General features: G+C 49.9%; 26 protein-coding genes. 11 read left to right on the top strand and 15 right to left on the bottom strand.

The features are described 5' to 3' along the window. Positions 1–231 precede the first annotated feature (231 nt). Positions 232–1,470, top strand: a complete 1,239-nt coding sequence (locus HGH92_RS25900; protein ID WP_168873713.1) for a Na+/H+ antiporter — start codon at positions 232–234, stop codon at positions 1,468–1,470. A gap of 56 nt (positions 1,471–1,526) precedes the next feature. After that, on the top strand, positions 1,527–2,042 hold the full coding sequence (gene msrB / locus HGH92_RS25895; RefSeq protein WP_168873712.1) for a peptide-methionine (R)-S-oxide reductase MsrB: 516 nt from the start codon (positions 1,527–1,529) through the stop codon (positions 2,040–2,042). 6 nt (positions 2,043–2,048) lie between these two features. Here msrB and HGH92_RS25890 read toward each other — a convergent pair whose 3' ends face one another. The 3 genes from HGH92_RS25890 to HGH92_RS25880 form a co-directional block, all read right to left on the bottom strand. Then, a complete protein-coding gene (locus HGH92_RS25890; protein WP_168873711.1) occupies positions 2,049–2,777 on the bottom strand; it encodes a metallophosphoesterase family protein in 729 nt (242 codons plus the stop codon). Positions 2,778–2,831: 54 nt separating this feature from the next. Continuing rightward, positions 2,832–3,812: a GlxA family transcriptional regulator gene (locus tag HGH92_RS25885; RefSeq protein WP_168873710.1), complete on the bottom strand. Its 981-nt coding sequence runs from the start codon at positions 3,810–3,812 to the stop codon at positions 2,832–2,834. Positions 3,813–4,442: 630 nt separating this feature from the next. Further along, positions 4,443–5,876, bottom strand: coding sequence for a PLP-dependent aminotransferase family protein (locus HGH92_RS25880; RefSeq protein WP_168873709.1), 1,434 nt, complete (start codon positions 5,874–5,876; stop codon positions 4,443–4,445). Positions 5,877–5,954: 78 nt separating this feature from the next. Here HGH92_RS25880 and HGH92_RS25875 point away from each other — a divergent pair, with 78 nt between their 5' ends. The 5 genes from HGH92_RS25875 (at position 5,955) to HGH92_RS25855 (ending at position 10,175) form a co-directional block, all read left to right on the top strand. Continuing rightward, positions 5,955–6,464 (top strand): GNAT family N-acetyltransferase, encoded by a 510-nt coding sequence (locus HGH92_RS25875; protein ID WP_168873708.1) that lies wholly within the window; start codon positions 5,955–5,957, stop codon positions 6,462–6,464. A gap of 17 nt (positions 6,465–6,481) precedes the next feature. Further along, positions 6,482–7,831 carry an alpha/beta hydrolase family protein gene (locus HGH92_RS25870; protein WP_168873707.1) on the top strand — a complete coding sequence of 450 codons (1,350 nt, stop codon included), beginning with the start codon at positions 6,482–6,484 and terminating at the stop codon, positions 7,829–7,831. Positions 7,832–7,993: 162 nt separating this feature from the next. After that, the gene (locus HGH92_RS25865; protein WP_168873706.1) at positions 7,994–8,359 is read left to right on the top strand and encodes a VOC family protein; all 366 of its coding nucleotides are present in this window, start codon (positions 7,994–7,996) and stop codon (positions 8,357–8,359) included. Between the two features lie 132 nt (positions 8,360–8,491). Beyond that, positions 8,492–8,833: a YciI family protein gene (locus HGH92_RS25860; RefSeq protein WP_168873705.1), complete on the top strand. Its 342-nt coding sequence runs from the start codon at positions 8,492–8,494 to the stop codon at positions 8,831–8,833. A gap of 106 nt (positions 8,834–8,939) precedes the next feature. Next, positions 8,940–10,175: an RNA polymerase sigma factor gene (locus tag HGH92_RS25855; RefSeq protein ID WP_168873704.1), complete on the top strand. Its 1,236-nt coding sequence runs from the start codon at positions 8,940–8,942 to the stop codon at positions 10,173–10,175. Here HGH92_RS25855 and HGH92_RS25850 read toward each other — a convergent pair. After that, positions 10,159–10,782 carry a hypothetical protein gene (locus tag HGH92_RS25850; protein ID WP_168873703.1) on the bottom strand — a complete coding sequence of 208 codons (624 nt, stop codon included), beginning with the start codon at positions 10,780–10,782 and terminating at the stop codon, positions 10,159–10,161. The two genes, HGH92_RS25855 and HGH92_RS25850, sit on opposite strands and share 17 nt — an antisense overlap. Positions 10,783–11,117: 335 nt before the next feature. Between HGH92_RS25850 and HGH92_RS25845 the strand changes: the two genes are divergently transcribed. Continuing rightward, the gene (locus HGH92_RS25845) at positions 11,118–11,783 is read left to right on the top strand and encodes a hypothetical protein (protein ID WP_168873702.1); all 666 of its coding nucleotides are present in this window, start codon (positions 11,118–11,120) and stop codon (positions 11,781–11,783) included. A 34-nt stretch (positions 11,784–11,817) separates the two neighbouring features. Here HGH92_RS25845 and HGH92_RS25840 read toward each other — a convergent pair whose 3' ends face one another. The 3 genes from HGH92_RS25840 to HGH92_RS25830 form a co-directional block, all read right to left on the bottom strand. Next, positions 11,818–14,331, bottom strand: a complete 2,514-nt coding sequence (locus HGH92_RS25840; RefSeq protein ID WP_168873701.1) for a glycoside hydrolase family 9 protein — start codon at positions 14,329–14,331, stop codon at positions 11,818–11,820. 27 nt (positions 14,332–14,358) lie between these two features. Next, a complete protein-coding gene (gene nagA / locus HGH92_RS25835; protein WP_168873700.1) occupies positions 14,359–15,462 on the bottom strand; it encodes an N-acetylglucosamine-6-phosphate deacetylase in 1,104 nt (367 codons plus the stop codon). Between the two features lie 126 nt (positions 15,463–15,588). Further along, entirely contained in the window at positions 15,589–15,726 is a 138-nt protein-coding gene (locus tag HGH92_RS25830; RefSeq protein ID WP_168873699.1) for a hypothetical protein, read from the bottom strand. Positions 15,727–15,864: 138 nt separating this feature from the next. Here HGH92_RS25830 and HGH92_RS25825 point away from each other — a divergent pair, with 138 nt between their 5' ends. Further along, positions 15,865–17,670 (top strand): AMP-dependent synthetase/ligase, encoded by a 1,806-nt coding sequence (locus HGH92_RS25825; RefSeq protein WP_168873698.1) that lies wholly within the window; start codon positions 15,865–15,867, stop codon positions 17,668–17,670. 26 nt (positions 17,671–17,696) lie between these two features. On the opposite strand, the gene HGH92_RS25820 is transcribed toward HGH92_RS25825, so the two are convergent. Continuing rightward, positions 17,697–17,981 carry a hypothetical protein gene (locus HGH92_RS25820; RefSeq protein ID WP_168873697.1) on the bottom strand — a complete coding sequence of 95 codons (285 nt, stop codon included), beginning with the start codon at positions 17,979–17,981 and terminating at the stop codon, positions 17,697–17,699. Between the two features lie 201 nt (positions 17,982–18,182). Between HGH92_RS25820 and HGH92_RS25815 the strand changes: the two genes are divergently transcribed. Further along, positions 18,183–18,995 (top strand): helix-turn-helix domain-containing protein, encoded by an 813-nt coding sequence (locus HGH92_RS25815; RefSeq protein ID WP_168873696.1) that lies wholly within the window; start codon positions 18,183–18,185, stop codon positions 18,993–18,995. 2 nt (positions 18,996–18,997) lie between these two features. On the opposite strand, the gene HGH92_RS25810 is transcribed toward HGH92_RS25815, so the two are convergent. The 4 genes from HGH92_RS25810 to HGH92_RS25795 form a co-directional block, all read right to left on the bottom strand. Further along, positions 18,998–19,660 (bottom strand): CatA-like O-acetyltransferase, encoded by a 663-nt coding sequence (locus HGH92_RS25810; protein ID WP_168873695.1) that lies wholly within the window; start codon positions 19,658–19,660, stop codon positions 18,998–19,000. Between the two features lie 71 nt (positions 19,661–19,731). Then, complete coding sequence (locus tag HGH92_RS25805; RefSeq protein WP_168873694.1) at positions 19,732–19,929, bottom strand: hypothetical protein; 198 nt, start codon at positions 19,927–19,929, stop codon at positions 19,732–19,734. Position 19,930: 1 nt separating this feature from the next. Then, complete coding sequence (locus HGH92_RS25800) at positions 19,931–21,460, bottom strand: hypothetical protein (RefSeq protein ID WP_168873693.1); 1,530 nt, start codon at positions 21,458–21,460, stop codon at positions 19,931–19,933. Between the two features lie 106 nt (positions 21,461–21,566). Beyond that, a complete protein-coding gene (locus tag HGH92_RS25795; protein WP_168873692.1) occupies positions 21,567–22,457 on the bottom strand; it encodes a LysR substrate-binding domain-containing protein in 891 nt (296 codons plus the stop codon). An 86-nt stretch (positions 22,458–22,543) separates the two neighbouring features. On the opposite strand from HGH92_RS25795, the gene HGH92_RS25790 reads away from it, so the two are divergent. Then, on the top strand, positions 22,544–23,419 hold the full coding sequence (locus HGH92_RS25790; RefSeq protein ID WP_168873691.1) for an MBL fold metallo-hydrolase: 876 nt from the start codon (positions 22,544–22,546) through the stop codon (positions 23,417–23,419). On the opposite strand, the gene HGH92_RS25785 is transcribed toward HGH92_RS25790, so the two are convergent. The 3 genes from HGH92_RS25785 to HGH92_RS25775 form a co-directional block, all read right to left on the bottom strand. Beyond that, positions 23,400–23,723 (bottom strand): S24 family peptidase, encoded by a 324-nt coding sequence (locus tag HGH92_RS25785; protein WP_168873690.1) that lies wholly within the window; start codon positions 23,721–23,723, stop codon positions 23,400–23,402. The two genes, HGH92_RS25790 and HGH92_RS25785, sit on opposite strands and share 20 nt — an antisense overlap. A 379-nt stretch (positions 23,724–24,102) precedes the next feature. Then, positions 24,103–25,584, bottom strand: a complete 1,482-nt coding sequence (locus HGH92_RS25780) for a S41 family peptidase (protein WP_168873689.1) — start codon at positions 25,582–25,584, stop codon at positions 24,103–24,105. Between the two features lie 21 nt (positions 25,585–25,605). After that, positions 25,606–26,931 carry a MutS-related protein gene (locus HGH92_RS25775; RefSeq protein ID WP_168873688.1) on the bottom strand — a complete coding sequence of 442 codons (1,326 nt, stop codon included), beginning with the start codon at positions 26,929–26,931 and terminating at the stop codon, positions 25,606–25,608. Position 26,932 lies beyond the last annotated feature (1 nt).

Raw genomic sequence — 26,932 nt, 5'->3', positions numbered from 1 at the left:
GGATGAAAACGTCTGTAAAAAACTATTGTCTCACATTACTACAAATTGATAATCAAAATCTATATAAAGATCATTAATTTTAATTTGTTATTATTTTATATAGATTTAAGCGTGATTGTCCGGTGAAACTGACCTGCAAAATTAACGCAAAATTTGTAGGGAACGATCGTTCCGGGCAGCGGAAGTTGGGCGGATTTCAGTATACTTATTGTTTCAATCAATCATCTCCTGATGGAAAACTACAGCATCATATTAGTGATCATGGCCATCATGATCGGCGTATCCGGTATTGCAGAGAAGATAAAGTTGCCCGTTCCCGTATTGTTGCTGGCAGTAGGCATAGCCATTGGATTTCTGCCCAGTATGCCCGGCATTGAACTGAACCCGGAGATCGTGATGTTACTGTTTCTGCCGCCGCTGTTATATGACGCGGCCTTTAACATATCGTTCCGGGAGTTCCGGATAAATATCAATACCATCAGTACGCTGGCCATCGGGCTGGTGTTCATTACCACCGGCGGCATTGCCGTGGTGGCGCATTACCTGATACCCGGCATGACGTGGCAGCTGGCCTTTGTGCTGGGCGCCATTCTTTCCGCCACCGACGCCGTGGCGGCCATCGGCATTACCAAAGGGCTTGGGCTGCCGCACAATACCGTAACGATCCTGGAGGGTGAAAGCCTCGTGAACGACGCCTCCGCGCTGGTGGCTTATCGTGTAGCCGTAGCCGCAGTGGCCGGCACTGCTTTTGTCACCTGGAAAGCGTTGTTGCAGTTCCTGCTCGTTTTGGGAGGCGGCTTTGTGGTGGGCGTGATACTGGCCAAAACACTGGCCTTCTTCATCCGTTTTTTCCGGACCAATGATATGGTGGTGATTGGCCTGATGCTGCTGATGCCTTTTGTGACATATGCCGTAGCGGAACATTTCCAGGTATCCGGCGTTATCGCCGTGGTAACCCTCGGACTGGGCATGTCGCGGTTGAGCCGGCAAAAATTCCCCGAAGAGCTGCGCAACCAGTCCAAACACTTCTGGGACGTGATCATCTTCCTGCTCAACGGCCTGATCTTCCTGTTGATAGGCCTGCAGTTCCCGCTGGTACTTAAAAAGATGCAGGAAGCGCAGGTGTGGCCCTATATCGGTTATGCCGCCCTTATCGCCGTAGTGGCGCTGGGCATACGGCTGGTGAGAGTATACCTGCAGCAGTTCAACCTGCAAAAGGCTTTCCAGGGAAAGCGGCGTATCAGCCAGTATGCGCTGTTCGATTCCAAAACCAGTTTCATCATCACCTGGTCGGGCATGCGTGGTATTGTATCGCTGGCCATCGCCATCGGTTTGCCGGTACTGCTGCAAAGCGGCGCCCCCTTTCCCATGCGCAACGAGATCATCTTCCTCTCCATCGCGGTGGTGCTGTTCTCCCTGCTGGGACAGGGCCTGTCCCTCCCCTGGGTGGTCCGGAAATTCAGTAAATAGGGTATCTCCGGTGATATCACCGGTTATTCGTAACTTACATCCACGAAAGCACTGATATGAAAGCAATGACTTTTTTATTGGCGATATTGATCACCGGTTCTGCCTGCCAGAGCCAGCAGAAAAAACAGCAGCCTATGACGAACGCCCCTGCCAATCCTTACTATTCCCGGACAGACACGGAAAAGTTACATATTACCAATGCCGAATGGAAGAAGGTACTGCCACCGGAGCTGTATGCAGTGGCACGGGAGGCCGCCACAGAAAGGCCTTTCACCGGGAAATACTGGGATGCTGACACCAAAGGCACCTATTATTGCGCCGTTTGCGGCAATGCCCTGTTCCGTTCTGACGCCAAGTTTGCCAGCAGCTGCGGATGGCCCAGCTTCTTCGAGCCTGTCCGCGCAGCCAGCGTTATATACCGGGAAGACAACTCCTACGGCATGCACCGGACAGAAGTGCTATGCGGCAGATGTGAATCACATCTCGGCCATATCTTCGATGATGGTCCGCCGCCAACGCATAAACGCTTCTGCATGAATTCTGTATCGCTTGATTTTGAACCGGAGCGGTAACCGCCGCTACCGGTTACGCTCCCAGCGTACGATTTCCGTCGTCACCGTATCACCGGTGATGGTAATGATACTGTATCCGAAATAAGAGAGATCAACCACCGCCTCCGTGGCTTCTTTGATAAACTGCGCTGAAGTGGCGGGCGTAACTGTCTGCCGGATATTTTGCTCCTGTCGCTGGTCTGTGATGTGAAGGTGGCCGCAGTAAATATGTACGTCATGACGGTGATCCAACAGCAACGCTTTTATTTTCTCACGTCCCCGGAAAGGCTGCAGCCCGTCCAGCCACACAGGTATTTCCACTATAGGGTGATGTACGAACAGGATCACTTTACCAGCCGTTTTCAACGCCTGCTCCAGCCATTGCAGCTGCGCATCGGACAATACCTCTGAAGAAGAATCAAGGAAAATATACCGGAAACCATCACGATCTTCACTATAACACATCGTTCCATCTACCATAACCGGAGGATCATAATGCTGCCGGACATCTTCCAGCTTATCGAAATTACCCAGTATGATTTTGTACTCCGGCGTATACGCTTTCAGCGCATCAAAGAGGAAAGTATGCGAAGAAGGTTCACCGATGTCACCTCCTATGACTACCTCACGAATGCCTTTACCGGCAATCTCCTGTAGCAGCAGTAAAAGGTCTTCCCGCGCAGGTACCTGGTTGCCGCGGGTAAAAGCATCATCCAGATGCGGATCGGTGACAAATGCGAATGAACGGGTCATCATGAGAGCATGTTTATCTCCCGAATATATAACTAAAATACGGTACCGGCTATACGTTTATATCTCCGCCATCTTTTTATTATAGCGGTTGCGGTATTCATGCGGCAACAGGCCCGTTACCAGTTTAAAAGAGTTGCGGAAAGTCTTGGTATCCGAATATCCTACTTCGGACATGATATCATTGATTTTGCGATCGCCAGCCTCCAGGTGTTTTTTGGCGGCCTCTATTTTCACCCGCTGGATATATTCATTCATGGTATTGGCCGTCGCTTTTTTGAAGCGGCGCTCCAGGCTCCTGCGGCCGATGGCCAGCATCTCCGCCAGCTCGTCCACCCTTATCTTCTCCCGGAAATTATTCTCGATAAATTCCTGCGCCTGTTTCACCGGTTCATCATCATGTTCCTTCTGCGCCTGGAAGATAATGAAAGGCAACTGGGCAGACCGTTCCAAATCCACCTGAAAAAACTTGGCGCTATAAATAGCCGCTTCACGACCGGCATATTTCTCTACCAGGTACACGAGCAGATTCACCAACGAAAGGCCCCCGCCACTGGAATAAATACCGTTTTCGTCAGTGATCACTTTTTCTTTAACCAGATGCACATCAGGGAACATATCGCGGAACAAATCAGCCGCTTTCCAATGCGTGGTACATTTTTTACCGATCAGCAGGCCTGTCTGCGCCAACAGGAAAGCACCGATACAAAGGCTCGCCACTTCAGCCCCCTTTTCATATTGTACACGTATCCAATCCACCAGCTCACCGTTTCTCGCTACATTTTCCTCCACATTTTTATGTAACGCCGGAATAATGATCAGGTCTGTTTTATGCAGCTCCTGCACAACAGCATCTGTTTGGATGGTAAACAATCCATTGTTCAGCTGAATAGCGCGCCAGGCACCCACCAGCTGCACCTTAAACAGCGGCTCACGGCCTTCATTAATGAGGAAATCATTCACTTCTGTAAAAACATGGCGGGCAACTTCAATACCGGTCATGGCGGCACCGAGTGGAATCACAATAGATACATGTTTCATAAGGCGACAGCGTTATAACGTTTGCAGGTTTCTCAATCTGTCACAAGATAAAATATTTATCGCAATCATTTCCCAGGGCTGAAGCCCTGGGCTACGTTTTGTTTTAGAGCTGTTTTAAAGAGCAGCCGGATATGGAAGCATTAATCCATTTGTTCACAGGGGCTGAAGCCCTGGGCTACGTTTTGTTTTAGAGCTGTTTTGAAGAGCAGCCGGATATAGAAGCATTAATCCATTTGTTCACAGGGGCTGAAGCCCTGGGCTACGTTTTGTTTTAGAGCTGTTTTGAAGAGCAGCCGGATATGGAAGCATTAATCCATTTGTTCCCAGGGGCTGAAGCCCTGGGCTACGTTTTGTTTTAGAGCTGTTTTGAAGAGCAGCCGGATATGGAAGCATTAATCCATTTGTTCACAGGGGCTGAAGCCCTGGGCTACGTTTTGTTTTAGAGCTGTTTTGAGGGGAAGCCGGATATGGAAGACTGAATCCATTTTTCCCAGGGCTTCAGCCCTGGGCTATGATGTTGTTCAAATTCGTTCGGGGACCTGGTTCAATATTGAAGCCCAGTGTCTACATTACCACAACGAACACATGAAAATGCTAATGGCCCCAGAAAACAAAACGTAGCCCAGGGCTTCAGCCCTGGGACCACGTGTTTTTGATGAGGTTGCCCAGTTTACGAATGGCTTGTTCCACTTGTCTGTTCCAGTGTTTATTGCAGCTGATGCGGATATAGTTGCGATAGCCGCCCGTACTGGAAAAGAGCGGTCCGGGTGCGATATTGATATGATGTTCCAATGCGAGCTTCTGTAGTTTCAGGGCATCCACCTGTTTGGGTAATTCCACCCATAGCACCATGCCGCCATCGGGCTGGCTGATCCTTATGCCGGATGGGAAGTATTGTTCAATGTACTGGGTGGTGAGCAGCACTTGTTTATGCAGCATGGGCCTCAGTTTGCGGAGATGCCGCTGATAGGTGCCGCTGGTCAGGAGGTCTGCCAGGGAGAGTTGCAGCACGGAGGCGGTGGCCACATTGGTGGTCGCTTTCAGCTGTGCCACTTTCTCTATGAAGCGTCCTGGTGCGCACCAGCCGATACGGAAGCCTGACGCCACTGTTTTAGAGAAGGAAGCACATAACATCACCCAGCCGTGTTTGTCGTAGGTTTTGATGGTGGTAGGCCTGGAGGGGCCAAAATACAGTTCTCCGTACACATCGTCTTCAATCACGGGCAGCTGGCGTTTCCAGGCCAGTTCAGCAATCCATTTTTTCTTTTCGTCAGATAACACGACCCCGTTGGGGTTATTGAAATTGGATATGAAGAGGCAGGCTGCGATGTCATAGGTGTCCACGATTTTTTCCAGTTGCCGGATATCGATGCCTCCCTCTGCGTCACAGGGCAGCTCTATTACCTTTAGCTTCAGTTGTTCGAGGCATTGCAGGATGCCGTAGTAACAGGGTGATTCCACTACCACCGCGTCACCGGGACTGGTTACTGCGCGCAGGCTGAGGCTAAGTGCTTCGAGGGTGCCGTTGGTCACCAGTATGTCGTTGGCAGAGAGGCTGCCGTTCCAGTAAAAAGAGAGGCGTGCAATCTGTTCCCGCAGCAGGAGGTTGCCCATGGTAGACTCGTATTGCAGGTGCGCGCCCGTGAGATCGCGGGAAGCCTTCTGCAGGCTGCGCCGCACAGCATTAAACGGCACCATGTGCGTTTCCAGCGACGCATTAAAAAAAGAGATAAAACCGGGAGGATGTGGCCCGGCATCGACAGGCATTTTGCTGATGATGCGGCTTACGCTCACCTCACGGATGGCCGGTGCCGCCGAGGTGGCCACCGGCTGCGCTGTATGCCCCACGGATTTGCGCAGCGGCACATACCCTGATTTTTCCCTGGATGCCAGCAGGCCTTTGTCTATCAGCAACGAATAGGCTTTCAGGGAGGTGCCCACACTAACGTTAAAATGTTCACTGACCGCGCGCAGAGAGGGCAGTTTCTCTCCCAACGGATAGGTGTCATTGTTGATCATGGCCTCTATCCTGTTGGCTATCTCGATGTAATGGAAATCTTTCATCTGTTACAGTAAAATATATGGACTCTGTATCTGTTACAGTACTTGCAAAGTAAATAATTTTGGAGAAATAATTGTGGCATGGAAATAATCAACAGTACGCTTACAGACATAGACGATATCTTTTACCTTTACGAAGAAGGTACCAATTACCAGCGGCAACAGGGAGCAGGCCGTTACTGGAAAGGATTTGAGCGGTCAGTGGTAACAAAGGAAATCAACGAAAAGCGGCAATGGAAACTGGTAACCGACAACAAGACGGTCTGCGTGTTTGTTACCACCTTCAATGATCCGTTGATATGGGGCGACAAGGACCATGAGCCTTCTCTGTACCTTCACCGTATCGCCACTCACCCGGAATACCGGGGCCGGGGATTTGTGAAGCAAATCGTAGCGTGGGCGAAGCAGTACGGACGGGAGCATGGCCGGCAGTACCTGCGGCTGGACACCGGCGCCGGTAATGAGAAACTGAACAACTATTATGTGAGCTGCGGCTTCACTTACCTGGGCGTAGTAGAGATTCCTAATCCGGAAGGCCTGCCTGCCCATTATAAAGACGGGGGTTTTGCTACATTTGAACTGGCCCTTTAATCACTATCTGCCGATATATGAAAACATATCTTCTATCGCTGTTCACCGCTGTGCTGATCACCAGCACCGCCACCGCCCAAACCGAAAGTTACTCCAACTGCCGCAACGGCGCCTATGCGCTGAGCGATGGCAGCCAGCTGGTGATAAGTCCGTCACAGGACAACGATCTTCGGTACCGCCGGCTGGACGGCACTACCGGCCGCCTCTTTTTGCAGGCCGACAGCAGCTATCTTTCCGGTCCCGGCTGGGCCAATGCAAAGGCCCCAAACGTCTTCGCGTATTTTGGGGGCTGTGCCAGCGGTTCGCTTGTTTTTAAACAGGACGGGAAAACGTATACCGGAAAGCGTATACCCTTCCCCGTTATCCCCATGCATATCCCTGTGAAAGGGGCTTCTGTTTACGGGGAACTTTACCTTCCTGTCAACCATAAGCCCAGGGCGGTAGTGATACTGCATGACGGTTCCGGTGGTTCATCGGCAGTATACAATAACTATAAACAATATATCCTGCCACTGGGCGATATTGCCGTATTTGTATATGACAAAAGGGGCACCGGCAGATCTACCGGTCAGCTGAGCGCCAATTTTGAACTGCTGGCCGCCGACATGGTGGCCGTCGTAAAGGCGGTAAAAGCACAGGCCGCGGTGAAAGGTCTGCCTACTGGCCTGATGGGCGAAAGCCAGGGCGGATGGGTGGTGCCGCTTACTGCTACCCTTACGCCGGTAGATTTTGTTGTCGCCAGTTACAGTCTGCTCATCGCACCCAAAGAAGAGAACCGCCAGGAGGTGCTACACGATTTGAAAAACGGACATTACAGCGACGAAGACATTGCCAAAGCGATGCAGGTGGTAGCTGCCACCGACCAGGTTTTCCGTACCGGGTTTAGTGGCGGGTTCGCTGAACTGGACGCCCTCAAGGCAAAGTATAAACAAGAGCCCTGGTTTGCCTCGTTACAGGGAGACTACACCGGTCCCATCCTCAACCTGAGCCGGGCACAGCTGGACAGCCTGAAACAGACCTTCCCGACAGACATCCAGCTGGATTATGATCCGCTGCCACCTTTCCGTCGTGTCAATGTACCTATGTTATGGGTGATCGCCGGAAAAGATACTGAAGCGCCCAACGCCGGTACCATTGCCGCATTAAAAGACGCCACCGCCACCCGCAAAAATATCGATGTTGTGATTTTCCCCAATGCGGACCACGGCATCATCGATGTCAGGGACAGTCCCGATGGCCCTGTGCTGCTAAGGCAATCAGCCGGTTACTTTGACCTGCTGCGTGACTGGATATTGACCCGGCAGATTAAAAAGCGTTATGGTGACGGTTTGTCAATTACAAATTACGAATTACGAATTACGAATTGAGGCTCCTCATATGGCAAGGTTATTAAGCATGCTCGTAATTCGTAATTCGTAATTCGTAATTCGTAATTCGTAATTTTTTGTCGGAATACCCCTTGGCGATTGTCGCTGGCCTCCCCTGCCAATTACCTTTACAGGGCTACCTTTGCAGCAATTTGCCTTTTCATGAAAGCTATTGAGAATATTTCTGTACCCGTTACCGATCAACAGCTGTCCAAAGACTTTTACCTGTTACTGGGCTTCGAGTTGCTGGCAGAAGTACTGATGCCCAACGGCGACATGTGGATACAGCTGGGCTTCAGCAACCAGGTCACCACCATTTCGCTGGTGCGGCAATGGCCTTACAGCCATATGCATGCCGGCACTTTACAGGGCCTGGTACTGGAAACAGAGAATATTGTCTGTGAAAGGGAACGGCTGCATCAGGAAGGGATCATTGTTTCAGACATCCGGGAATCTGCTTTCGGGAAAGTTTTTTTTCTGCAGGACCCTGACCGCAATGGGCTCAGTATTCATCAATTCAGCTTTTAAAAGTCTGCTTTATCATCTTCTTAAGATATTGATTTAAAATATCTTACAATAATTTTAAAAAAACCGGCGGGAAGATGTCTTATTCACGGAAGCATGGTTGTTATTAGGATATAAACATCTAAATTTAAGGCCATGAAAAATTTCTTATTTCTCTACAGAGCAGACACTACACAGGCAGCCCAACGTTCACCTGAAGAAATGCAGGCTAACACCAAAAAATGGATGGACTGGATCGGCGGCATTGCAGCACAGAACAAACTGGCAGACCGTGGCAACCGTCTCGAACAGACCGGCAAAGTAATCAGACCTAATAACGTGGTGACCGACGGACCTTTCACCGAAATCAAAGAAACACTGGGCGGCTATACCGTCATACAGGCTAATTCCATCGAAGAAGCAGCTGAACTGGCCAAAGGATGTCCTATACTGGCAGTTGGCGGCAACGTGGAAATCAGGGAAATCAGCGTGTTGTAATTACGAATTACAAATTACAAATTACGAATTGAGAGTTTACTTATGGAGAGGTTGCTTATTAACCTTGTTATAAGTAAGCCTTCAATTCGTAATTTGCATTTTAATTATGGAAGAAAAAGAACTGCTCCCCCATTTGTTCAGGACCGAATACAGCAAGATTACGGCGGTATTGTGCAAGCTGCTGGGATTTGAACATCTGGACATAGCTGAAGATATTGCCAGCGAAACCTTTCTGTCCGCCTCTGAACTATGGGGCCTGAAAGGCCTGCCGGAAAACCCGGCGGCCTGGTTGTACACCGTGGCCAAGAACAAAGCGAAAAACCACCTGAAACACCGTGCCGTGTTCCAGCAAAAAGTATCCGTGCAGTTAAGCCAGGCTGTTACCAGCGAAGTGCCGGAAATAGACCTTTCTGCTCAGAACATTAAGGATAGCCAGTTGCAGATGATGTTTGCCGTCTGTCATCCCGCCATTTCCCTGGAATCGCAGATAGGGCTGGCCCTGCGGGTATTGTGCGGCTTTGGCATTGAAGAAATCGCCGACGCTTTTCTCACCGGTAAAGATACTATCAACAAACGGTTGCTGCGGGCCAGAGAGAAACTGCGTGAAGAGAATATAGCCATCGCGTTCCCGGAAGCCTCGCAGATCCCCGGCCGCCTGGAAGCAGTGTTGCGCACGCTGTACCTGCTGTTCAACGAAGGTTATTTCTCCGCCAGCCATGACCATTCGCTGCGCAAAGACCTGTGCCTCGAAGCCATGCGGCTCACCTTTTTACTGACAGAAAACGAAGCCACCAACACCCCGGCCGTCAACGCCCTCATTGCCCTGATGAGCTTTCAGGCATCGCGGTTCGAAGCCCGTACTGACGACAGCGGGGAAACTATTTTATATGATGACCAGGACACCAGTCTGTGGGACGAAGACCTGATCCGACAGGGACAGTTTTTTCTGAACAAAGCCTCTGAAGGCAATACCGCTTCCAAGTACCATTTTGAAGCAGGCATTGCGTACTGGCATACCATTAAGACCAACACGCCGGAGAAGTGGGAAAATATCCTGCAACTATATAACCACCTGTTGACAGTAGAGTACTCTCCCATTGCCGCCCTTAACAGGACCTACGCCCTTTCCAGGGCCAACAGCAAGGAAGCGGCCTTACAGGAAGCGAAGAAACTGTCACTTAACGACCATTATCAGTACCATCTGTTACTAGGGGAATTGTATACCGGCATCGACAATAGTTTAGCGCACAGCGCATTGGAAAAAGCCCTGGCCTTAAGTCATTCATCTGCCGATAAAAAAATCATTTCTCAAAAAATACAACAGCTCACGGAAAATGGCTGATGTTGTTTACTACCAGGTTGTATAGTTGTTCGATCAGCGTTGCACGGTGACGGCGGAAAGCGTCTTTATCCCCATCCCGGATGGCAGCGGCCACTTCAGGGCATGCCAGCGTATCCCGGATGGTATTGCTCACCAGTTCCCGGTAAAAATACAGCGCGTAGTCAAAATCTTCGTAGGCTTCATACGAGAGCCATTCATGGATGGTCATAAAAGTCTGCTGGTACACATTCGGCAGCTTCATGGTGTCCAGTGGCAACCAGAAGTTCCGTTGCAATGGTGTGGCTATTTCAATGATGGTCGCCACCTTGTCGATAGCTGCCTCATGATTACGCTTGATTTTTCGTAGCGCCCTCTCTGTTATCGAATACAACACTTCCTCTAAAGCAGCCAATGTCCTTGGTATATCATACTGGTGCCGCTCCAGCAGGGGCAACACAATTTCCGCCGGAGCATTTGTTTTGCTCAGCGCCACCGCCTGTATTTCCTGTATAAACAATTGTTTGGCAGTTATGATATCACCGCCGGTCTTTTCCAGTAAAATCCCCGCGTGGCGCAGGCCGACAGGCACCTGCTCCCTTAACTGTTTTATTTGCGCAATGTGGTCCATGGTGCTACAAAGTAAGTAGATTTTTGCCGTAATTCAACCTGTATTTATTTTCGTATATTGGTTGAAGTTATTACATATTGTTCCCGACAAAAAAAACTTAAAAATTTCTTGGAGGTGGCTTCGCAGATTGAACGCACCAAACAATTAAAATCCTTCAAAATCATTACCAGCAATACATACAGCGCCTCATACATTGACAAAAAACACTAGCTAATTGAAACTGTTGCCATCTGCTTAAACCGCCTTATCTCATCATTAGAAACCGGGTGTCATCCATAAATCCAACACCTCATCACTGTCAATTTATATTTGTTTCTTTTGCAGAAAAAACAAATATGACAGACCTCCTGCATATAGATGACATCGATGCTGAGAGCTGCCAGGCTTCATTCCGACGTATCGCAGAAATACTGATGAACAATCATTTGTTACGGGTAGGAGAAAACTTTTACCGGATCGTGGATTGTGAGTTTTACTACTGCAGCGATACCCATAATGACCCCTATGCTCATGCGCATGAGCATCCCCGCAGCAGTAACGGAGAGTGGTATTTCCATGGTTCGGGGATGGACGTCACACTGGCGACAGAACGATCGTTTGGTGGAATCCTTATCCGCGGCATCGCCCCTGTGGCCGATACCCGGCATCTACCTTCCCGTGCCGGCGCCATAGCGGGACCATTGAAAGTCTGCACGGAAATCTTCAAGCAGTTTGGCAGCATCATGCGGGAGGAGCCTTTACATTTCGGGCTGGTACACATCGCTACCATGCCATCGTACAACGACATCGGCAATGTGCGTCTGTTTGCCGTGCCTCGTGCGGGGCTTAACCTGGCCAAAGATGCGGAAGAGATTTTCTACGGAAGGCCTTACCGTTTTCTCAGTTTCCTTTACCTGCCGCATAAGGACAGCGAGAAGGTACGCAGGTACCTGCTTCATTATCCTGAAGATCCGCTTTCGCCGATAGAGTACGACGCCTACAGCAGCGGCAGGAGCTGGTGATACAAAAAGCCCCGGACTTTCGCCCGGGGCCTTATTAATGCAGTAGTTGGCCGAGTGAAATAAACCGGTAACCTTTCTTTTTCAGGTCAGTGATCAGTTCATCCAGGCGATTGTAAAATTTATCGGTGCGGGCCGGATCGGTGCCGATGTGCAGCAAGAGCATAAAGCCGTTTAGTCCGGCCGGTCGGGTGTCGGCATATTGCAGAACGGACTGATAGATTTCTGCCGAAGAGCGGTACCCTTTCATGGCCGGTGTAGTATAATCTGCGTTGGAGCGTGTACCTGGTGTGAAGTTGACCAGTTGCAGCCCTGCCGCGCGTGTCCATTGTGCGATGGTATCGTTGTACCATTCATAGGGCGGTAAAAAATAAGGCGCCGCGTTTTTAGTGATGCCCAGCACCTGCATTTTCCGGTAATTGGCGGCGAGGTCTTTTTCAAAAGCAGCATGGGTAATCAAAAGGCTGTCGCGTTTCTGCCAGTCGCAGTACAGCGGATGCTGATCGGAATGCGGCCCGAGGTAATGGCCGTCTGCTTTGAGTTGTTTAACCAATGGCCGGAAAGCCGGATTAGCATAGAACTTCCCTGTCAGGAAAAAAGCGGCAGGTACTTTTTGTTGTTTTAAAACGCGGCGTATGACCTGACCCCCGTCCGCAAATTCATCGCCGGTGAAGACGAGCGTCAGCGTTTTCCGGGTGGTATCGCCACGGATGACGGCGCCGGCCGCATACGTATATGCCGCATTGTTACCCGACACGGCATTGTTGTGGTTACGGCCTTCCTGGTCCATGGCTGCCAACAGGTATATCAGCGAGGCGGTGCCATCCATCGTAGGTTCGTTGGTGCTGTAGTCTCCAAAATCATCGTGGTACACTGCAAGGTCACTCTGAAACTCCGTATAGGCGTCTGGCTTGGACAGCTGGATACCGATCAGGTTTTTATAGATGTTTGTGTATACCGGACCGTCAACCAGCGCGCCATCCACCGGGTAATGTCCGAGATGGGAGAAAGCGGAATGAGGATCTTCGGGTGTGTCGCCATGGGCAGGCAGACCGTACACCATGCTGGTGCCCCATGGATTGCAGCCGAAGAGCCAGTCGAAGTTGGCCTGCTCCAATGCAGCATATTCATTGCTGCCGGTCAGTTGCCGGTACCAGTAGCACTGGACCGCGAAAGCCGTAGTGAGGTTATTGCTGCACCAGATAAAAGGAATATAACGATAGAAAGCATTGTTCTTAGCCTGTTGCCATACTTTGTCGATACCGGTTTGATAATAACCGGTGATGGTTTGCCGGGAGGGGCCTTTTAGTTGCCGGGCCAGTTCATAATGTCCGAGGTTAATGAAGGGATACCATTGATAGTGATGGGCAGTATCTTTTCCGAGCCAGGGCGTTACTTTTTCCTGGGCGGCATAGTCCAGCGCCTGTTGGCGGTAGTCATCTTTTCCGTTTAGCCGGTACAGTGATGCCGCTGCCAGTTCCATATCATCCACCCAGTTGTCTTCCGCGTAGATGTAGGGCGACTTCACAGAGGCGGTCTGGCATACGCCCGGTTGTTTGCGGCCCATATCATAGGCTGTAAGCGCTTTCTGGCGGAGTGTGCCGGCATACGCCGCGTCTTTATCTTTCAGCAGGTCGTAGCCCAGTGCGAAAGCGCTGGAGAACTTACCGGCAGTAGAGGCAACGCCGGTAGTCTGGTTCATGAACTTGCCCCTTACCTGTGGCTGGCCGGAGCAGAAATATACCGGTCGTTCGAATCCTCTTCCGTAGAAAGGGTCTTCTTTGGGGAGGCGCATGCCGTTATGGTCACGGTCATCAGCGATCTGGTTGAACATCCAGTTGTCGCGGGGATGCATTTTCAGCAGCCAGTCGAGCCCCCAGCGTGCTTCATCGAGGATGTCCGGCACATGGTTGCCGCCTTCCAGTCCATTGGCCGCATAGCGGTCGCCGAATACCTGCGGAAAATCGCGGTATGCCGCCAGCAGGTGGTAGGTAGCGTTGGCCGATGTGGTGGAATACTGGAGGTAGTCGCTGGCATCATGCCAGCCGCCGGCCACGTCCAGGTGGGTGCTGTCCGGCATGGGGCCGTACAGCGTATAGCCGTCATGGGTATGACAGGAATCTTTCAGGAAAGGATTAAAGAGCGACCGTTGCTGTCGCATATACCGCAGGGTGAAGTCGGCGGCGCCGGCATATACGTTGTCGGCTATACGGAAGTATGGTGATCTCACCTCCCCTGCTTTCAGGTAAAAGGTGCCTGTTTTTTTCCAGCTGCTGAAGTCCAGTCGCGCTGTTTCATTAAAAGGGCCGTAGCGGCCAAATGGTTTGCCGGTGCTGCCGGTGAAAACGGTTTTATTGCTGGCGGAGTCCACCAGCTGGAAAGTAGCCGGTACAGCGGCGCCTTTGGTGGCCCATACCGCTACCTTAATGCCCCGGGGCAGATACCCGAGCTGGTTAATCCGTATCCAGGATGCCGCGGCCCCCATGGCAGTGGACACGCAGAGGCTGGCCAGCCACAAAGTGGCTATTATTGTCAGACAGTTTTTTTTCATCTCCCTGTATTAACATTTTCCCACGGCTCACTGTTGTGCGCCGGCGATATATACATTTTTCACGGTATACTGATGATCGAATACGACCAGGTCTGCGCGGCAGCCAGGTTCAATACGCCCACGGTCTTTGATCCCCATCAGCGTGGCAGGATATACGGTAGCCATGCGCAGCGCTTCATCCAGGGGGATACCGGCATACTGCACACAACGTTGCACGGCGCGCATGAGCGTCAGGCGGGAACCGGACAGTGTACCGTCAGGCCGTGTGAAGCGGTCTTCCTGCGCCACATGCAGACTGGCGCCTGTATTGTTGGCTTCCACGGCGTCCGTAATCAGGAAAAGGCGGTCGCCCAGCACCTTTTTGCTGATGATCAGGGCATTGTCGTCTACATGGATATTGTCTGCGATAATGCTCGCATATACGCTGTTGTCGCGGAATGTAGCGCCCGGCAGGCCGGTATCGCGGTGCTGCAGGGGCGACATGGCATTGAACAGGTGTGTGACGGCGCGTATGCCGTTCCGGAACCCTTCCATGGCTTCGTTGAAAGTAGCGTTGCTATGTCCGGCAGAAAGGATGACGCCCTGCGCGTCGAGCCAGCGCAGGATAGCGGGGTCGCACATTTCAGGAGCCACGGTGATCATCTTCACGATACCGCCGGCGGCAGTGAGCAAGCTTTCCAGCTCTGCACGTTCCGGGCGTTTGATCAGTTCGAGGGTATGGGCGCCTTTTTTTACCGGATTGATATAAGGTCCTTCCAGATGCATGCCCAGTACCGCAGGATGCGGGTTATTGCGCACAATGCGGATACATTCATGGAACACTTCCATCGTATCGGTGGCCAGGGTGAGCAGAAAGCCGGTCGTGCCGCTTTTCACCAATGCCTGTGCCATAGCGTTGAGCGCTTCCGGAGAAGGATGGGCCGAGAAAAGGTATCCGCCGCCGCCGTAGATCTGGAGGTCCAGCAGGCCCGGCGCGATGATATGTCCATTGCAATCCACTATTGTAGCCTCTGATGGAACTTCCGCCGGGTTGACCAGTGCCTGTATTTTTCCTTGTTCCGTCAGCAGTGTTTTGCCAGTGATCACCTGTGCGCCGGTGTAGATGGTCCCGTTTGTAAAAGCAGTAAGCATATTCTTATTTTGACGCCGGTGTCATGCGGTTGCCGGCCATTTAAATTCAGTAAAGGGGAAAAAATAGGAAAAGATCAGCATAAAAGCAACGCGTACAGGTGATAAGTTTCATGACGGCCGTGTTGGTCAAGTGCGAAAATTGATTATATTGTAGGAAACAGCACCGGTGGTCCATATGCCAGGATTGCCGTTACTGCTGGTGTTGACGATGATGGTGATGTCTTCTTTTTCGCAGGAAACGATGCCGCTTTCCCAAAAAGACAAGTCTCTCCCGGAACCGTAATATTGAAAAGATGAAACATGGAGATCATCGATTTCCTGGTTATAATTTCATCTTTATAACATATATTTTTTAGTATATTTAATAAGAACTGGTACCTATTACATCACTAAATCTACCTTATGAGTACGCTCCCGAGGCACAGGCTATTCGACGCAGTAAAGTTTCAGCTGGAGAAATTCCCCAAACAGGACATGCTGGCCGCCAAGATCAATGGCAGCTGGAAGACATTCAGTACCGCCAGTGTCAGTGAAACAGTGAACCGCTTTAGTGCCGGCTTATTACAGTTGGGCGTAGGCGGCAACGATTTTACGCCGGAAGGCGCCGACAAGATCGCTATTATCAGTAACAACCGGCCGGAATGGGTGTTTACAGACCTGGCCGTACAACAGACCGGCGCAGTGCTGGTACCCCTGTACCCTACCACTAATCCGGCAGAAATACAATTTATCCTGAATGATGCCGCCGTGAAGTACATCTTCGTCAGCAGCAAAGAGATGCTGGATAAAATTCAGGGTATCCGGGGCGGCGTGCCTTCCCTGAAAGAGATCTTCACCTTTGATGAAATTCCGGGCGCTACGCACTGGAGCACGATTACAGCCCAGGCCACGCCTGCGCTGCTGTCGCAGGTGGAGACTATCAAGGCAGGCATTGACGCCGAACACCTGGCTACCATTATTTACACATCCGGTACCACCGGCACTCCCAAGGGAGTAATGCTTACCCATGCCAATATATCCTCCAACGTGATGTATTCCAAGGTCAGCTTTCCTTTTGATGATGCGCCGCAGCAGAAGGTGCTTAGTTTTCTGCCCCTCAATCATATTTTTGAGAAGACAGTCACCTACATCTACCTTTTCAGTGCTATCAGCATCTACTATGCGGAAAGCCTGGACACGCTCAGTGAGAACCTGAAAGAAGTAAAACCGGACGGGTTTACTACCGTGCCCCGGCTGCTGGAAAAAGTCTTTGAGAAAATTATGGCCACTGGCAACAGTCTCACCGGCATAAAGCGGCGGCTGTTTTTCTGGGCAGTGTCCCTTGCCGGCAAATATGACAACAATATCAGCGGTGGCGCGTGGTACAATTTCCAGCTGTCTATTGCCAACAAGTTAGTTTTCAGCAAATGGCGGGAGGCGCTGGGCGGCAATATCAGCTATATCGTTACCGGCGGCGCTGCCTGCCAGGAGAAGCTGCTGCGTATTTTCAATGCCGCCAAAATACCGGTGTATGAAGGTTATGGCCCCACCGAAAACAGTCCCGTTATCTGCGTTAACCGCAGGAAACCCGGTGGCACCAAATTCGGTACGGTAGGCCCTCCTATTGACGGCATCGAAGTGCGCCTGGACGAAGACGGTGAAATATGCGTAAAAGGCACTACCGTCATGAAAGGCTACTACAAACGCCCCGATCTTACCGCAGAAACAGTGATCGATGGCTGGTTGCATACCGGTGATATCGGCATATGGGTGGATAAGAAATTCATCAAAATCACCGACCGCAAAAAGGAACTCTTCAAAACCAGCGGTGGTAAATATGTGGCGCCACAACCCATCGAAAACAAGTTCAAGGAAAGCCCTTTCATTGAACAGATCATGGTGGTAGGCGAAGGACATAAGTTCACCGGTGCGCTGATCGTACCTGCGTTCCCGTACCTGAAGTACTGGATGAACAAACAGAACATCCCCTTCACCACCAACGCCGAAGCCATTGCCCGTCCGGAAGTGCAGCAGGCCTATCAGAAAGTGATAGACGACTATAACCAGCACTTCAACCATGTGGAGCAGCTCAAACGCTTCGAGCTACTGCCCGAAGAGTGGAGCATCGCCGGCGGTGAAATGACGCCCAAGCTAAGCCTGAAAAGAAAAGTAGTGCTGGAAAAATACAAAGGCGCGATAGAAAGGATCTATCAGCACGAGCATGAATAATATTCCATGGCCCTGGCAGTTTACTGTCAGGGCCAGTTTATTGTCCGTACAATTTTTTCATCCATTTGCCAGGCCCGTATTTCATCGTTCCTGTCGGCCACAGCCTGCTCCTCTCCGTCCGTTCCCACTGACCATACTGCTTTATACTCTTCCGGTTGACGATTGTATACCCTGAAAGCGGCTTCCAGTTCCTGTTGTTGTGCTACCAGATCTTTCAAATGCTGGTAGGTGATTGTAAAAACGCTACTATATAAATACGGTAGTTTCTCTCCCATTGGGCTAAGTGCCAGGTAAAAAAACTGGATTGTCATAAATCTGAACAAATTAAAAGTGAATAGCTCTGGCAGGTTTCCCTTTACAGTGTAATGTTGTGAATATAAGGAAAATTATGGCGGAGATGAGGCGGTAGTACCATATCAAGACAAAACTATTTCATCATTTTAGCAATAGTTCATCACAGATGTGAAAATGCCATGATTAACATCTCCCCTTATTTCTGCTATCTTTGAGGCATGAACCAGGGTATACATGAAGACTATCAGCAATCGCGGCTACCTGTTCCGGCGGAATATGAAACGGTGTTTTCCCATTTTTATCATGCTGCCAATAATACCAGTGCGGCGGTGAGGAAAACGCTGTTACCCACCTATCAGATGATCATGGTTTTTGTGTTTGGCAGAAAAGGCATCCTGCATTCTGCGCAGCAAACGCAGATGGAAGTGGAGCAGTGTATTGTATTGGGCCCGGTAAAACAGGCATTTGACTATACCCTGCCGGCAGGCACCAGCATACTGGTGGCTAATTTCAAAGATGATGCCTTTTATCGCTTTTTTGGCCGCGCCACCATGGCGGGGCATCCGGACGACCTGGTAGACGATAATTGTTTTACCGCGTTATGGGAATCATTACAACATATACCTGCTCCCACGGCGCAGGTAGAGCATATCCTGCATTTCTGCAGACCCTATCTGCAGGACCAGCACCTGCTCTCTGAACAACTGGCCAACTTTGAAGATGATAACCTGAACCCTGTCAAAGCGATTGCTGACGCAACGGGGCAAAGCGAGCGCAATGTTCAGCTGCACCAGAAAAAACAATTCGGCTATACTGTAAAAGAACGCCAGCGGTATCAGCGCTTTTTAAAAGCTGTACAGATGCTACAGCAACAGGTGGCGACTGGTGCTTCCACCGACTGGTTTGAGCTTATTGATGCCTGCGGCTACTATGACCAGAGCCAGCTGATACATGACTTCCAGCATTATGTTCGTCTGAGCCCCAGGCAGTATCTGAAATTCCAGGAAGACATCTGTCTGGCGGCTCATTAGCGCTATTCAGCCAACCAGGCCCCTGCCTTGTTGCTCATTTCCTGCATATCATTGATCAGCTGGCAGGTATGATAACCGTCGGCCACAGCATGATGCACAAAAATGGTCAATGGCAGCATCACTTTTTCATGTTCCGTATAATATTTGCCAAACCGGATAATCGGGAACAACAACGAAGACTCTGTATATGTATCCTGATTAAAACCGGCGAAACTAAGCCATGGCAACGCAGATACCGGGCAGAAGTTCTGTGGCCGGCCGGAACGGGCCTTTAATCCCTTCACGTTTTTATAAGTCTCCATATCATGGATGATTGTCTTATAAAAATCCGCGAAGCCTTCGTGGTATTCACTCCATAAATCAGAAAATGTCTTATCGTCTTCATGAAAAATAGTGTACGACGGAACGACATAGTTCCAATGGCCTAATATCCCTTTGTCATCAAAGCTATAGCGGAAGGCTTCATGCCGGTTCACCATTTTCATGATGACATACAACATCACAGGGTAAAACTTTAATTCTCTTTCTCTGACTTCTTTTATCAACGTTGTTATATCAAGGTTATAATTGATATTGTATTTGGTTTTCACGCCATAGTAGAAGTAATCAAAGTATGGTTTTCTTGGCCAGGTTTCCAAGTCAACGGGAGAAAAAACAGGTTCCATTTTGTTTGTTTTTAAAATATAAAAGGCCGGCAATGGTTTGCCAGCCTCGGGTGTTGTAAGGAATACATACTTTATGATGTGATGAAAAATTTAGAAGCAGCAATCCAGGAATTTTGACGCTTCATCCTGGACTCGCGACGAAACTCCTCCATACGTCTGTTTATTTCTTTTATATTTTGCCAATACTCAGGACTGTCCACGACATGAGCTTCCCCTTCTTTTTCCAATTTGGCAAAAATTTCTTTAGCTCCATCTATTTTTGTTGCCATATCAAAAGCCTTTTAGGTTATTGGTAAAAATATTAAACTCATTCAAAGATAGAGAATTATTAACTAATTTATTATCCTCAACTTTTCTATAACAAAACCTATTTTCGTAGCAGCACACGATCAATGCATTGTCATAAATCGTATTGGTCTCTGTCGCATCCACAACAATAAGCCCATTTGCTTTATGTTGTTTTATTAGTTCCTTTGAAGAGACTTCCGCCACCCAAATAAACTTTGGCATTTGCATAGATAGAATAGCGTTTCTGACATGGTCGGAAAAGCTATCTTCTATAGCAAGATAATCCTTGTAGGATCTACTGCTGGTGAGATAAATGCGAATAAATAGTTTGGCTCCTGATGGAATCCGAAATAACTGACTTAATAATAACTCCTTAATATACCTTCTAGCTTCCAATCCGTCCAAATAAACTTTGGGATAAAGGGGGACTAACACTTGCATAATTTCACATTTTCTCCAGGCGTCGTCTTCATAATATGCCATTGGCGATTCAAGAGGAGCAATTTGATAAGCCGGGTAATTATCATCTATAAAAACAAAACGACGTTTTATGTCAGCATTGTCCTCAATACTGATATTCTTTCGTTTCATCATTTCAGCCAGCTCTGCACTACCTTCCTCTACAGATGAAAGACTATCGATATCGGCATTCGTTGTTTCCGAACGTCCCACTATCACTGCTGCATGCCTCACGCTTCCTCCGAGATGAACATTTGACACTACTACAATCAATGGAATACCACTTTCGACGTATACCGATAACAAATTTGTAAACGATGTCAATGAATACTCTGATCTGTCATAGGCTATCGTTCCAAAACCGAACTCCCTCAACGCAAAGCTCATTTGCTCGATTGTAAGTCCTTCTGATGGAATTTGCCTTGAACTGGATCGGCTTTTCAACATATCGATAATATCAGAAGGTACTACAGGCTTATATTCAGCATATCGTGAGGCAAAATACTCCATCATGGCCCATAATGACGTTTCAGAACAAGTGAGTGTTTCCCTATCCTGCGAAGCGTGCGGAAAGCCCCTTGCTTCAAATCTGACCGCATTCACGGTTGTTGGAAACCTCCCCATAAGACTAAAAAAACCATGCTGTTGCAATGCATGTGGAGATAGCACGCTCCTACCAATAACATGAGGCATGGTAGGCCTTATCACCATAAATCCCCGGTACCGCTCCCGCAGGCTGGCAATGCCTTTGGCATTTCTGAATTGGTCCGGCAGAACGATACCATCAAATACAGACACCCGGATACAATTCTTTTGATACACTCTTCGCTTGGAAGAAAAGTATGCATAGTAGCTATCCCGATAAACCTTATCCACATAAGGATACTCGATCACAAACTGCACCCCTGCTTTTAATCGGCAGAAATACCCTTCCAGCATGCCTTCGTAGGCTTCCCGGGCAATCTGAAGAGAAACCGCAAACTCATCCTGCATGATTTGGACTAACTCATCTTTTAACTCATGTGGCAAACAAACAATTGTGGTAATACTCATAAAGAAATGATTTTGGCAAAAATTGGCGTTAACATTTACCAAAGCTAGTTATAGTATTACCGGGCATTCTCATGATTTTATTAAAAGCGGATGATTAACAAATTTCTTATGATTTCTTCTTAAGTCCCTGCATATTTTTCAGTTCACTGCTAAGCGTATCCTGCACGATGGCTGTCAACCGGGCAGCTGCAGCAGCGTTCTTTTTCCGTGGCGCCGTCAGCAGGTAAACGAATATCTGCGGCAATGCCGGCAGGCCGCGGGAAACCGGCAATATCTTACAATCCGGCGGCAATCCTATCTGCGTGCGGATAGTGATGCCCAGTCCGGCCCTGGCAGCTGCCCACATACCTGCCACATTGCTGGCGGTGAGCACCGGCTTCCAGGCCACACCGGATTTTTCCAGCGCCGCCAGGCCGGCAGCGCGGAACAGGCAGGGCGGTTCAAACAGCAACAACGGCAACGGCGACTGCTGTGCCACCGTTCTATTCCCGATCCAACGTAAAGGCACTTTACCAATCGGCACAGCACCTTCCGGCAATTGCGCCCCGACACATACGATCACGTCCAGCTTTCCTGACAGTAATTTTTGTTGCAGCACCACCTGCTTGTCGATCGTTATCTCCATCTGCACGCGCGGATGCTGTTCGGCGAAACGCGCCAGCACCTGCGGCAGACTGCCCTCGGAAAAATCCGTCAGCATGCCCAGGCGTACTACCCCTGCCAGCTGCCGGGTGGACAGTGCTTCTACCGCCTGGTCGTTCAGCCGCAGTAACTGCCGGGCGTAACCGATCAGCAGCTCACCGCTGGCCGTCAGCTCGCGGCCACGCCCCTGCCTGACAAACAGCTGGTGGCCCGTCAGTTCCTCCAGTCGCTGCATCTGCAGGCTCACGGCCGACTGTGAGCGGGACACCTGCTCCGCCGCACGGGCAAAACTGCCTAAATCCACCGCCAATACAAAAGTGCGTAATAAGTCCAGGTCCAATACATCAGTGATCATACTTTAGTTTTATTAAAGTATTTGATGAGATAATTCAACTTTACAAAAGTATGAAATTCACCGAAGTTTGCAGGCAAATAAACATCATGCAAACACCGTTTACTTTCCGCGTAGGACACCTGGAGCTGATGGTCTTCAGCGACGGCCATCAGTCCCTGTCCCCTGCGCATCCCATGATTGGGCCTTATGAACAGCCCAGCCAGGTGCATCATTCGCTACGGGCACTGCTACTCCCTACAGATGTGCTGCAACTGGACCTTAACATCCTCCTGGTACGCCATCAGGACAGACTGATACTGATCGATGCCGGCCTCGGACAGGAAGACACCACCAGCGGACTGTTGCCCGCAAGCCTCGCTGCTGCCGGTATTCCGGCGACGTCCATCACCGATATCGTGTTGACACATGCCCATAGTGACCATACAGGCGGCCTTTTACACCCGGATGGTCCACTCGTTTTTCCAAATGCTATTGTTCATTTAAGCCAAACGGAATACGACCATTGGATGCAAGACCAGCCCGACTTTTCTGCCAGCCCGCTGAACATTGCGCCCACGATGCAAACAGGGCTCACTACCCGCATACCGCAGATACTGCGTACCATTCGGCCACAGCTGCGACTGGCAGCCCCACGGGCAACACTATACGATTGTATCAGGTTAATACCTGCGCCCGGACACACTTCAGGGCACAGCATGGTAGAGATTTTTTCCGGTGAGGAAACCTTACTGCACAGCGCCGACCTGCTACACGCAGCCGTACTGTTGCAACATCCGGAATGGGGAATGTTTTATGACATGGATTTTGAGCAGGCAGCCCAAACACGGGAAAGTTTTTTACAGGAAGCGGCAAACTCCGGAAGGATGACCATGACCTATCATCTGCCATGGCCGGGGGTGGGGAAAATAACAAGAGGGGACAAAGGATTCAAATGGGAGCCGGTCACCCCTTGCGGTAAATGATCCGGTTTTCATATTCTCCCAATATAACCCTGCCATAAATCACCTTGGTCCATCCATTTTCAAACCCGTGGTTATTGGCGATCAGGTATCCTTTGTTAGCATCTCTTTTGGTGATCTTGTGCGCATCAATATAACGCCCTTTCACTTTACAAAACACGATGTCTCCCACCGCATATTCCTGTTCCCGCTGAAACGTCAGCAGGGTACCGCTTTTAAGGATGGGCAACATAGAGGCGCCAAAGGCTTTCATTTTTCCGGTCCCAACTGTTTCCAGTTCATTTTTGAGTCTTTCATATTTATTCATAATATAAAAATTAAGTGCATTTTCAGGGCATAGGTCAACCGGGCCGCACTCAACAGGCGACAAAACAGCGCACGCACATTGATGCATGCATCAATGACACGGGTCTACCGGTAAAAAATGACTTTAAAAACTTGATGATTACGTATCTGAAAAGGGATTACAAGGAGGAAGAATTTTAACCGGGGATACAGGTGTACAATACTTCGGGGTTGATATGGCAGAAAGCCGTTTCTGCACTATATACTACAATCTCATAACGATCTGAATCAAAAAGTTCCTACTGTCAAGAACCTTATTTCCGATGCAAAGATGTGTATTTATTTTAAAATAACCTAAAGAAGCATAAAAAAAGCTGGTGTGATGCACACCAGCTTTTTTATCATTTTGCCGCATTGATCAGCTCCATGGTATAAGATATTTCAGGGTCTTTGTCTGCCAGCACGTACCCCATGAATTTATCCATCGGGACTTCCTTGTCCGGCATCACGCCATGTCCGGGGTCCTGTGTGGCATTGAAGAAATACAGCTCTGATAACGGCACCGTCAATACGCATTTGGTGCGCGGCAGCAGGTAACGCTGGAACCAGGCTGCAGTGGTAGCTGCTTCGCCGCTACCGGTTTCCTTGCCGATGATCATACCTCTTTTGTTTTTCTGTACCAGCGAAGCGAAGTAAGTCGCGGCGGACACCGTGCCGCCGCCGGTCAGTACATATACTTTACCGTGAAAGGCATCTTTATCCGGCGGGAAGTTCTCCAGCAGGCCGTCTTTCAGGCGGGCATTGCCTACGTAAAAGCCGGAGCTGTCTTTGTCGAAACGCTGATAGAAAAAGTTTTTCTGTCCCTGTATGTCTTCATCGGAAAGCCTTCTGCCATTTTCCGCTACGGCATAGTCCGGGTAGGCCACGCCGATATTGCGGGTGCGGTAGTTGTACACGTTACGGAAAGGCGCATCTGCCATGAAAGAATACAACAGTGCCGAGATAGCCGGATTACCACCGCCGTTGCTGCGTACATCGATGATCACCTGTTGATAGTTCCGTTTTTTTACTTCCCGGAAGAACTCACTGAATTCTTTGTAAGCCTCCTGTTCCCCGATGCCAAAAGTATTGACGGTCAACCGGCCGGTTTTCGTACTGTCGTCATAGTCATTGTAGATGTAATAGGCCCTTTGCAGGAGGTTGAACGGGAAAACAGCCTGCCTGGTGGCATGGAAAGCGGCGGTAGGCCCCGACGCCGGCAGCACCGTCTTTTTGGTTTCTTTGCTGCCGGGCGCCGTCCAGGTCACCGGATAGGTGGCCTGGCGGGGCGTCAGCAGACTAAAGGTCACCTGAAAATCGGAATAGAGCCGGTCCATGCCGGTAGGAATAAAACCATCACTATAGGCGGAAGTGGAGAGGTTCTGCAGAATTTCTTTGGCCGGTTGGTTGTTAATGCTGGTGATTTCGGCGCCAAAAGGAATAGCGGCGCCTTTGATATTCACGTATATCCGTCCCCGTTCGATGATCACCGGATAGGGAAAGAAGCGGAGCGTACTATACAACTCACGGGAATTATCATTGGAAAGCCGCAGGCTGGTATGTACGTCCCGCACGAGGTAAACAGGTGAATATTGCAGGCTGGTCAGCACGTCCGGCTCTTTGGCCATGCGGTCCATCAGTGAGTCCACCCGGCGGGCGAAAGTCACGGAGTCAATGAACTTATACGGATTGGGATGTTGTTTTTTCAGAATATCGACTGCCAACCGGAAGTCAGCGATAAAATCCTCTTTCGTAAGGCTGGCCAGTTTTTTCTCCTGGGCCGGCGCCTGCAGGCATGCGCAGGCCAGTATGGCGCTGGCGCCATATGTCAACAGCTTCTTCATATGTTATATGTTAGGTGTTTTTTACAGGTTATTGGCATTAATAAGTTCCAGGATGCCTTCGTTGCGGATGATCATCATCCCCTGACGGTCTTCCGTAATCCCGTCTTCCAGGCGATAGGTATAACGGGGACGGCTACCCTCCATCACTGTAGGCAGGAAGCGGAACTGTATATTGGGTTTGTCTTTCAGCGCCTCTCCCACTTCAATGATATGGGTGGACACGATGAACAGGCAGCCGGTATATTCTGCAAAAGCAGCTGTCACCGCCAGGGTGCCGTCATACGCATCTTTTACGTTGGTGCCTTTAAAAAGCTCGTCAAACATGAGCAGCAGGCGTTTGCCGCTGGCCGTGGCTTCGGCTGCCTGTTTCACCCTTACCACTTCCGCATAGAAATGGCTGTAGCCCAGGTTGATATTGTCGGACACGTTGATCGAAGAATAGAGTCCTTCCCGGACGGAAAAAACAAACCGGGAAGCTGCTACCGGGAAGCCCATATGGGCCAGGTACAGGGCGATGCCGATCGATTTCATCAGCGTGGACTTACCCGCCATATTGGCGCCGGTGAGGAACAGTACATTACTGCCCTGCTGCATCTCAATATCATTGCCGATGGCATTGTTGATACAGGGATGGTGCAATCCCGTTGCGGAGAGCATATTTTTTTCCGGTGGCAACGCCTGCGCATAATCGAACCCTTTGGCCCGCGCCACATCGCTTACAGCGATGTATACGTCCAGTTCATCGATAAATGCCAGCAGTTCTTCCATGGCCTGCCGGAGTTTGTTCTTCAACAGATGGTCATAGGTGGCCAGCGTTTTCACAGGCAATGCCTGATAGATGTCCATGTCGGCCAGCTGCTCCAGTTCACGGGTACGCAGCAGTTGCCGGACAGCGCTTATACGCTCGTCATACGGACCTGACCGCAATGCCATGGACGCCACAAAGGCGGTACATTTCTTCACCGTGACAATGGTGGCCTGCAAGCCCTGCACATTCTTCCGGTAACGTTCATCACGGGCCACGGTAGAGAGACCTTTCTTCAGCAGGGTGTCGGCCATCGACAGCAATACGTTTTTACTGCCGCCGGTGTCGAGGTATTCCCGCATCTGTGACAGCTGCGGCACATCAAAAGGAAATACCAGCTGCGCATCCTGAAAGAAACGGAAAATGCTGCTCCGCTGATTGATGGCTGCCATATCTTCCAGCGGCGACTGGAACATGGTGTCCAGCAAACGCTCTCCTCCCCTTGTCTTCACCTGGTTGAACAGGTGATATACTGAACCCTGCCGGAACTTGCCCAGCAGGTTCAGTTCATCCATCGTTTGCCTGTCTATACTAAAGCTCATA

The sequence above is a fragment of the Chitinophaga varians genome, assembly GCF_012641275.1.
Classification (GTDB): Bacteria; Bacteroidota; Bacteroidia; order Chitinophagales; family Chitinophagaceae; genus Chitinophaga; species Chitinophaga varians_A.
This window is presented reverse-complemented; position numbering and strand designations above follow the sequence as displayed.

Coding starts and splice junctions, on each gene's coding strand:
- HGH92_RS25900 (WP_168873713.1), top strand. CDS start 232: ATGGAAAACTACAGCATCATATTAGTGATCATGGCCATCATGATCGGC.
- msrB (WP_168873712.1), top strand. CDS start 1,527: ATGAAAGCAATGACTTTTTTATTGGCGATATTGATCACCGGTTCTGCC.
- HGH92_RS25890 (WP_168873711.1), bottom strand. CDS start 2,777: ATGATGACCCGTTCATTCGCATTTGTCACCGATCCGCATCTGGATGAT.
- HGH92_RS25885 (WP_168873710.1), bottom strand. CDS start 3,812: ATGAAACATGTATCTATTGTGATTCCACTCGGTGCCGCCATGACCGGT.
- HGH92_RS25880 (WP_168873709.1), bottom strand. CDS start 5,876: ATGAAAGATTTCCATTACATCGAGATAGCCAACAGGATAGAGGCCATG.
- HGH92_RS25875 (WP_168873708.1), top strand. CDS start 5,955: ATGGAAATAATCAACAGTACGCTTACAGACATAGACGATATCTTTTAC.
- HGH92_RS25870 (WP_168873707.1), top strand. CDS start 6,482: ATGAAAACATATCTTCTATCGCTGTTCACCGCTGTGCTGATCACCAGC.
- HGH92_RS25865 (WP_168873706.1), top strand. CDS start 7,994: ATGAAAGCTATTGAGAATATTTCTGTACCCGTTACCGATCAACAGCTG.
- HGH92_RS25860 (WP_168873705.1), top strand. CDS start 8,492: ATGAAAAATTTCTTATTTCTCTACAGAGCAGACACTACACAGGCAGCC.
- HGH92_RS25855 (WP_168873704.1), top strand. CDS start 8,940: ATGGAAGAAAAAGAACTGCTCCCCCATTTGTTCAGGACCGAATACAGC.
- HGH92_RS25850 (WP_168873703.1), bottom strand. CDS start 10,782: ATGGACCACATTGCGCAAATAAAACAGTTAAGGGAGCAGGTGCCTGTC.
- HGH92_RS25845 (WP_168873702.1), top strand. CDS start 11,118: ATGACAGACCTCCTGCATATAGATGACATCGATGCTGAGAGCTGCCAG.
- HGH92_RS25840 (WP_168873701.1), bottom strand. CDS start 14,331: ATGAAAAAAAACTGTCTGACAATAATAGCCACTTTGTGGCTGGCCAGC.
- nagA (WP_168873700.1), bottom strand. CDS start 15,462: ATGCTTACTGCTTTTACAAACGGGACCATCTACACCGGCGCACAGGTG.
- HGH92_RS25825 (WP_168873698.1), top strand. CDS start 15,865: ATGAGTACGCTCCCGAGGCACAGGCTATTCGACGCAGTAAAGTTTCAG.
- HGH92_RS25820 (WP_168873697.1), bottom strand. CDS start 17,981: ATGACAATCCAGTTTTTTTACCTGGCACTTAGCCCAATGGGAGAGAAA.
- HGH92_RS25815 (WP_168873696.1), top strand. CDS start 18,183: ATGAACCAGGGTATACATGAAGACTATCAGCAATCGCGGCTACCTGTT.
- HGH92_RS25810 (WP_168873695.1), bottom strand. CDS start 19,660: ATGGAACCTGTTTTTTCTCCCGTTGACTTGGAAACCTGGCCAAGAAAA.
- HGH92_RS25805 (WP_168873694.1), bottom strand. CDS start 19,929: ATGGCAACAAAAATAGATGGAGCTAAAGAAATTTTTGCCAAATTGGAA.
- HGH92_RS25800 (WP_168873693.1), bottom strand. CDS start 21,460: ATGAGTATTACCACAATTGTTTGTTTGCCACATGAGTTAAAAGATGAG.
- HGH92_RS25795 (WP_168873692.1), bottom strand. CDS start 22,457: ATGATCACTGATGTATTGGACCTGGACTTATTACGCACTTTTGTATTG.
- HGH92_RS25790 (WP_168873691.1), top strand. CDS start 22,544: ATGCAAACACCGTTTACTTTCCGCGTAGGACACCTGGAGCTGATGGTC.
- HGH92_RS25785 (WP_168873690.1), bottom strand. CDS start 23,723: ATGAATAAATATGAAAGACTCAAAAATGAACTGGAAACAGTTGGGACC.
- HGH92_RS25780 (WP_168873689.1), bottom strand. CDS start 25,584: ATGAAGAAGCTGTTGACATATGGCGCCAGCGCCATACTGGCCTGCGCA.
- HGH92_RS25775 (WP_168873688.1), bottom strand. CDS start 26,931: ATGAGCTTTAGTATAGACAGGCAAACGATGGATGAACTGAACCTGCTG.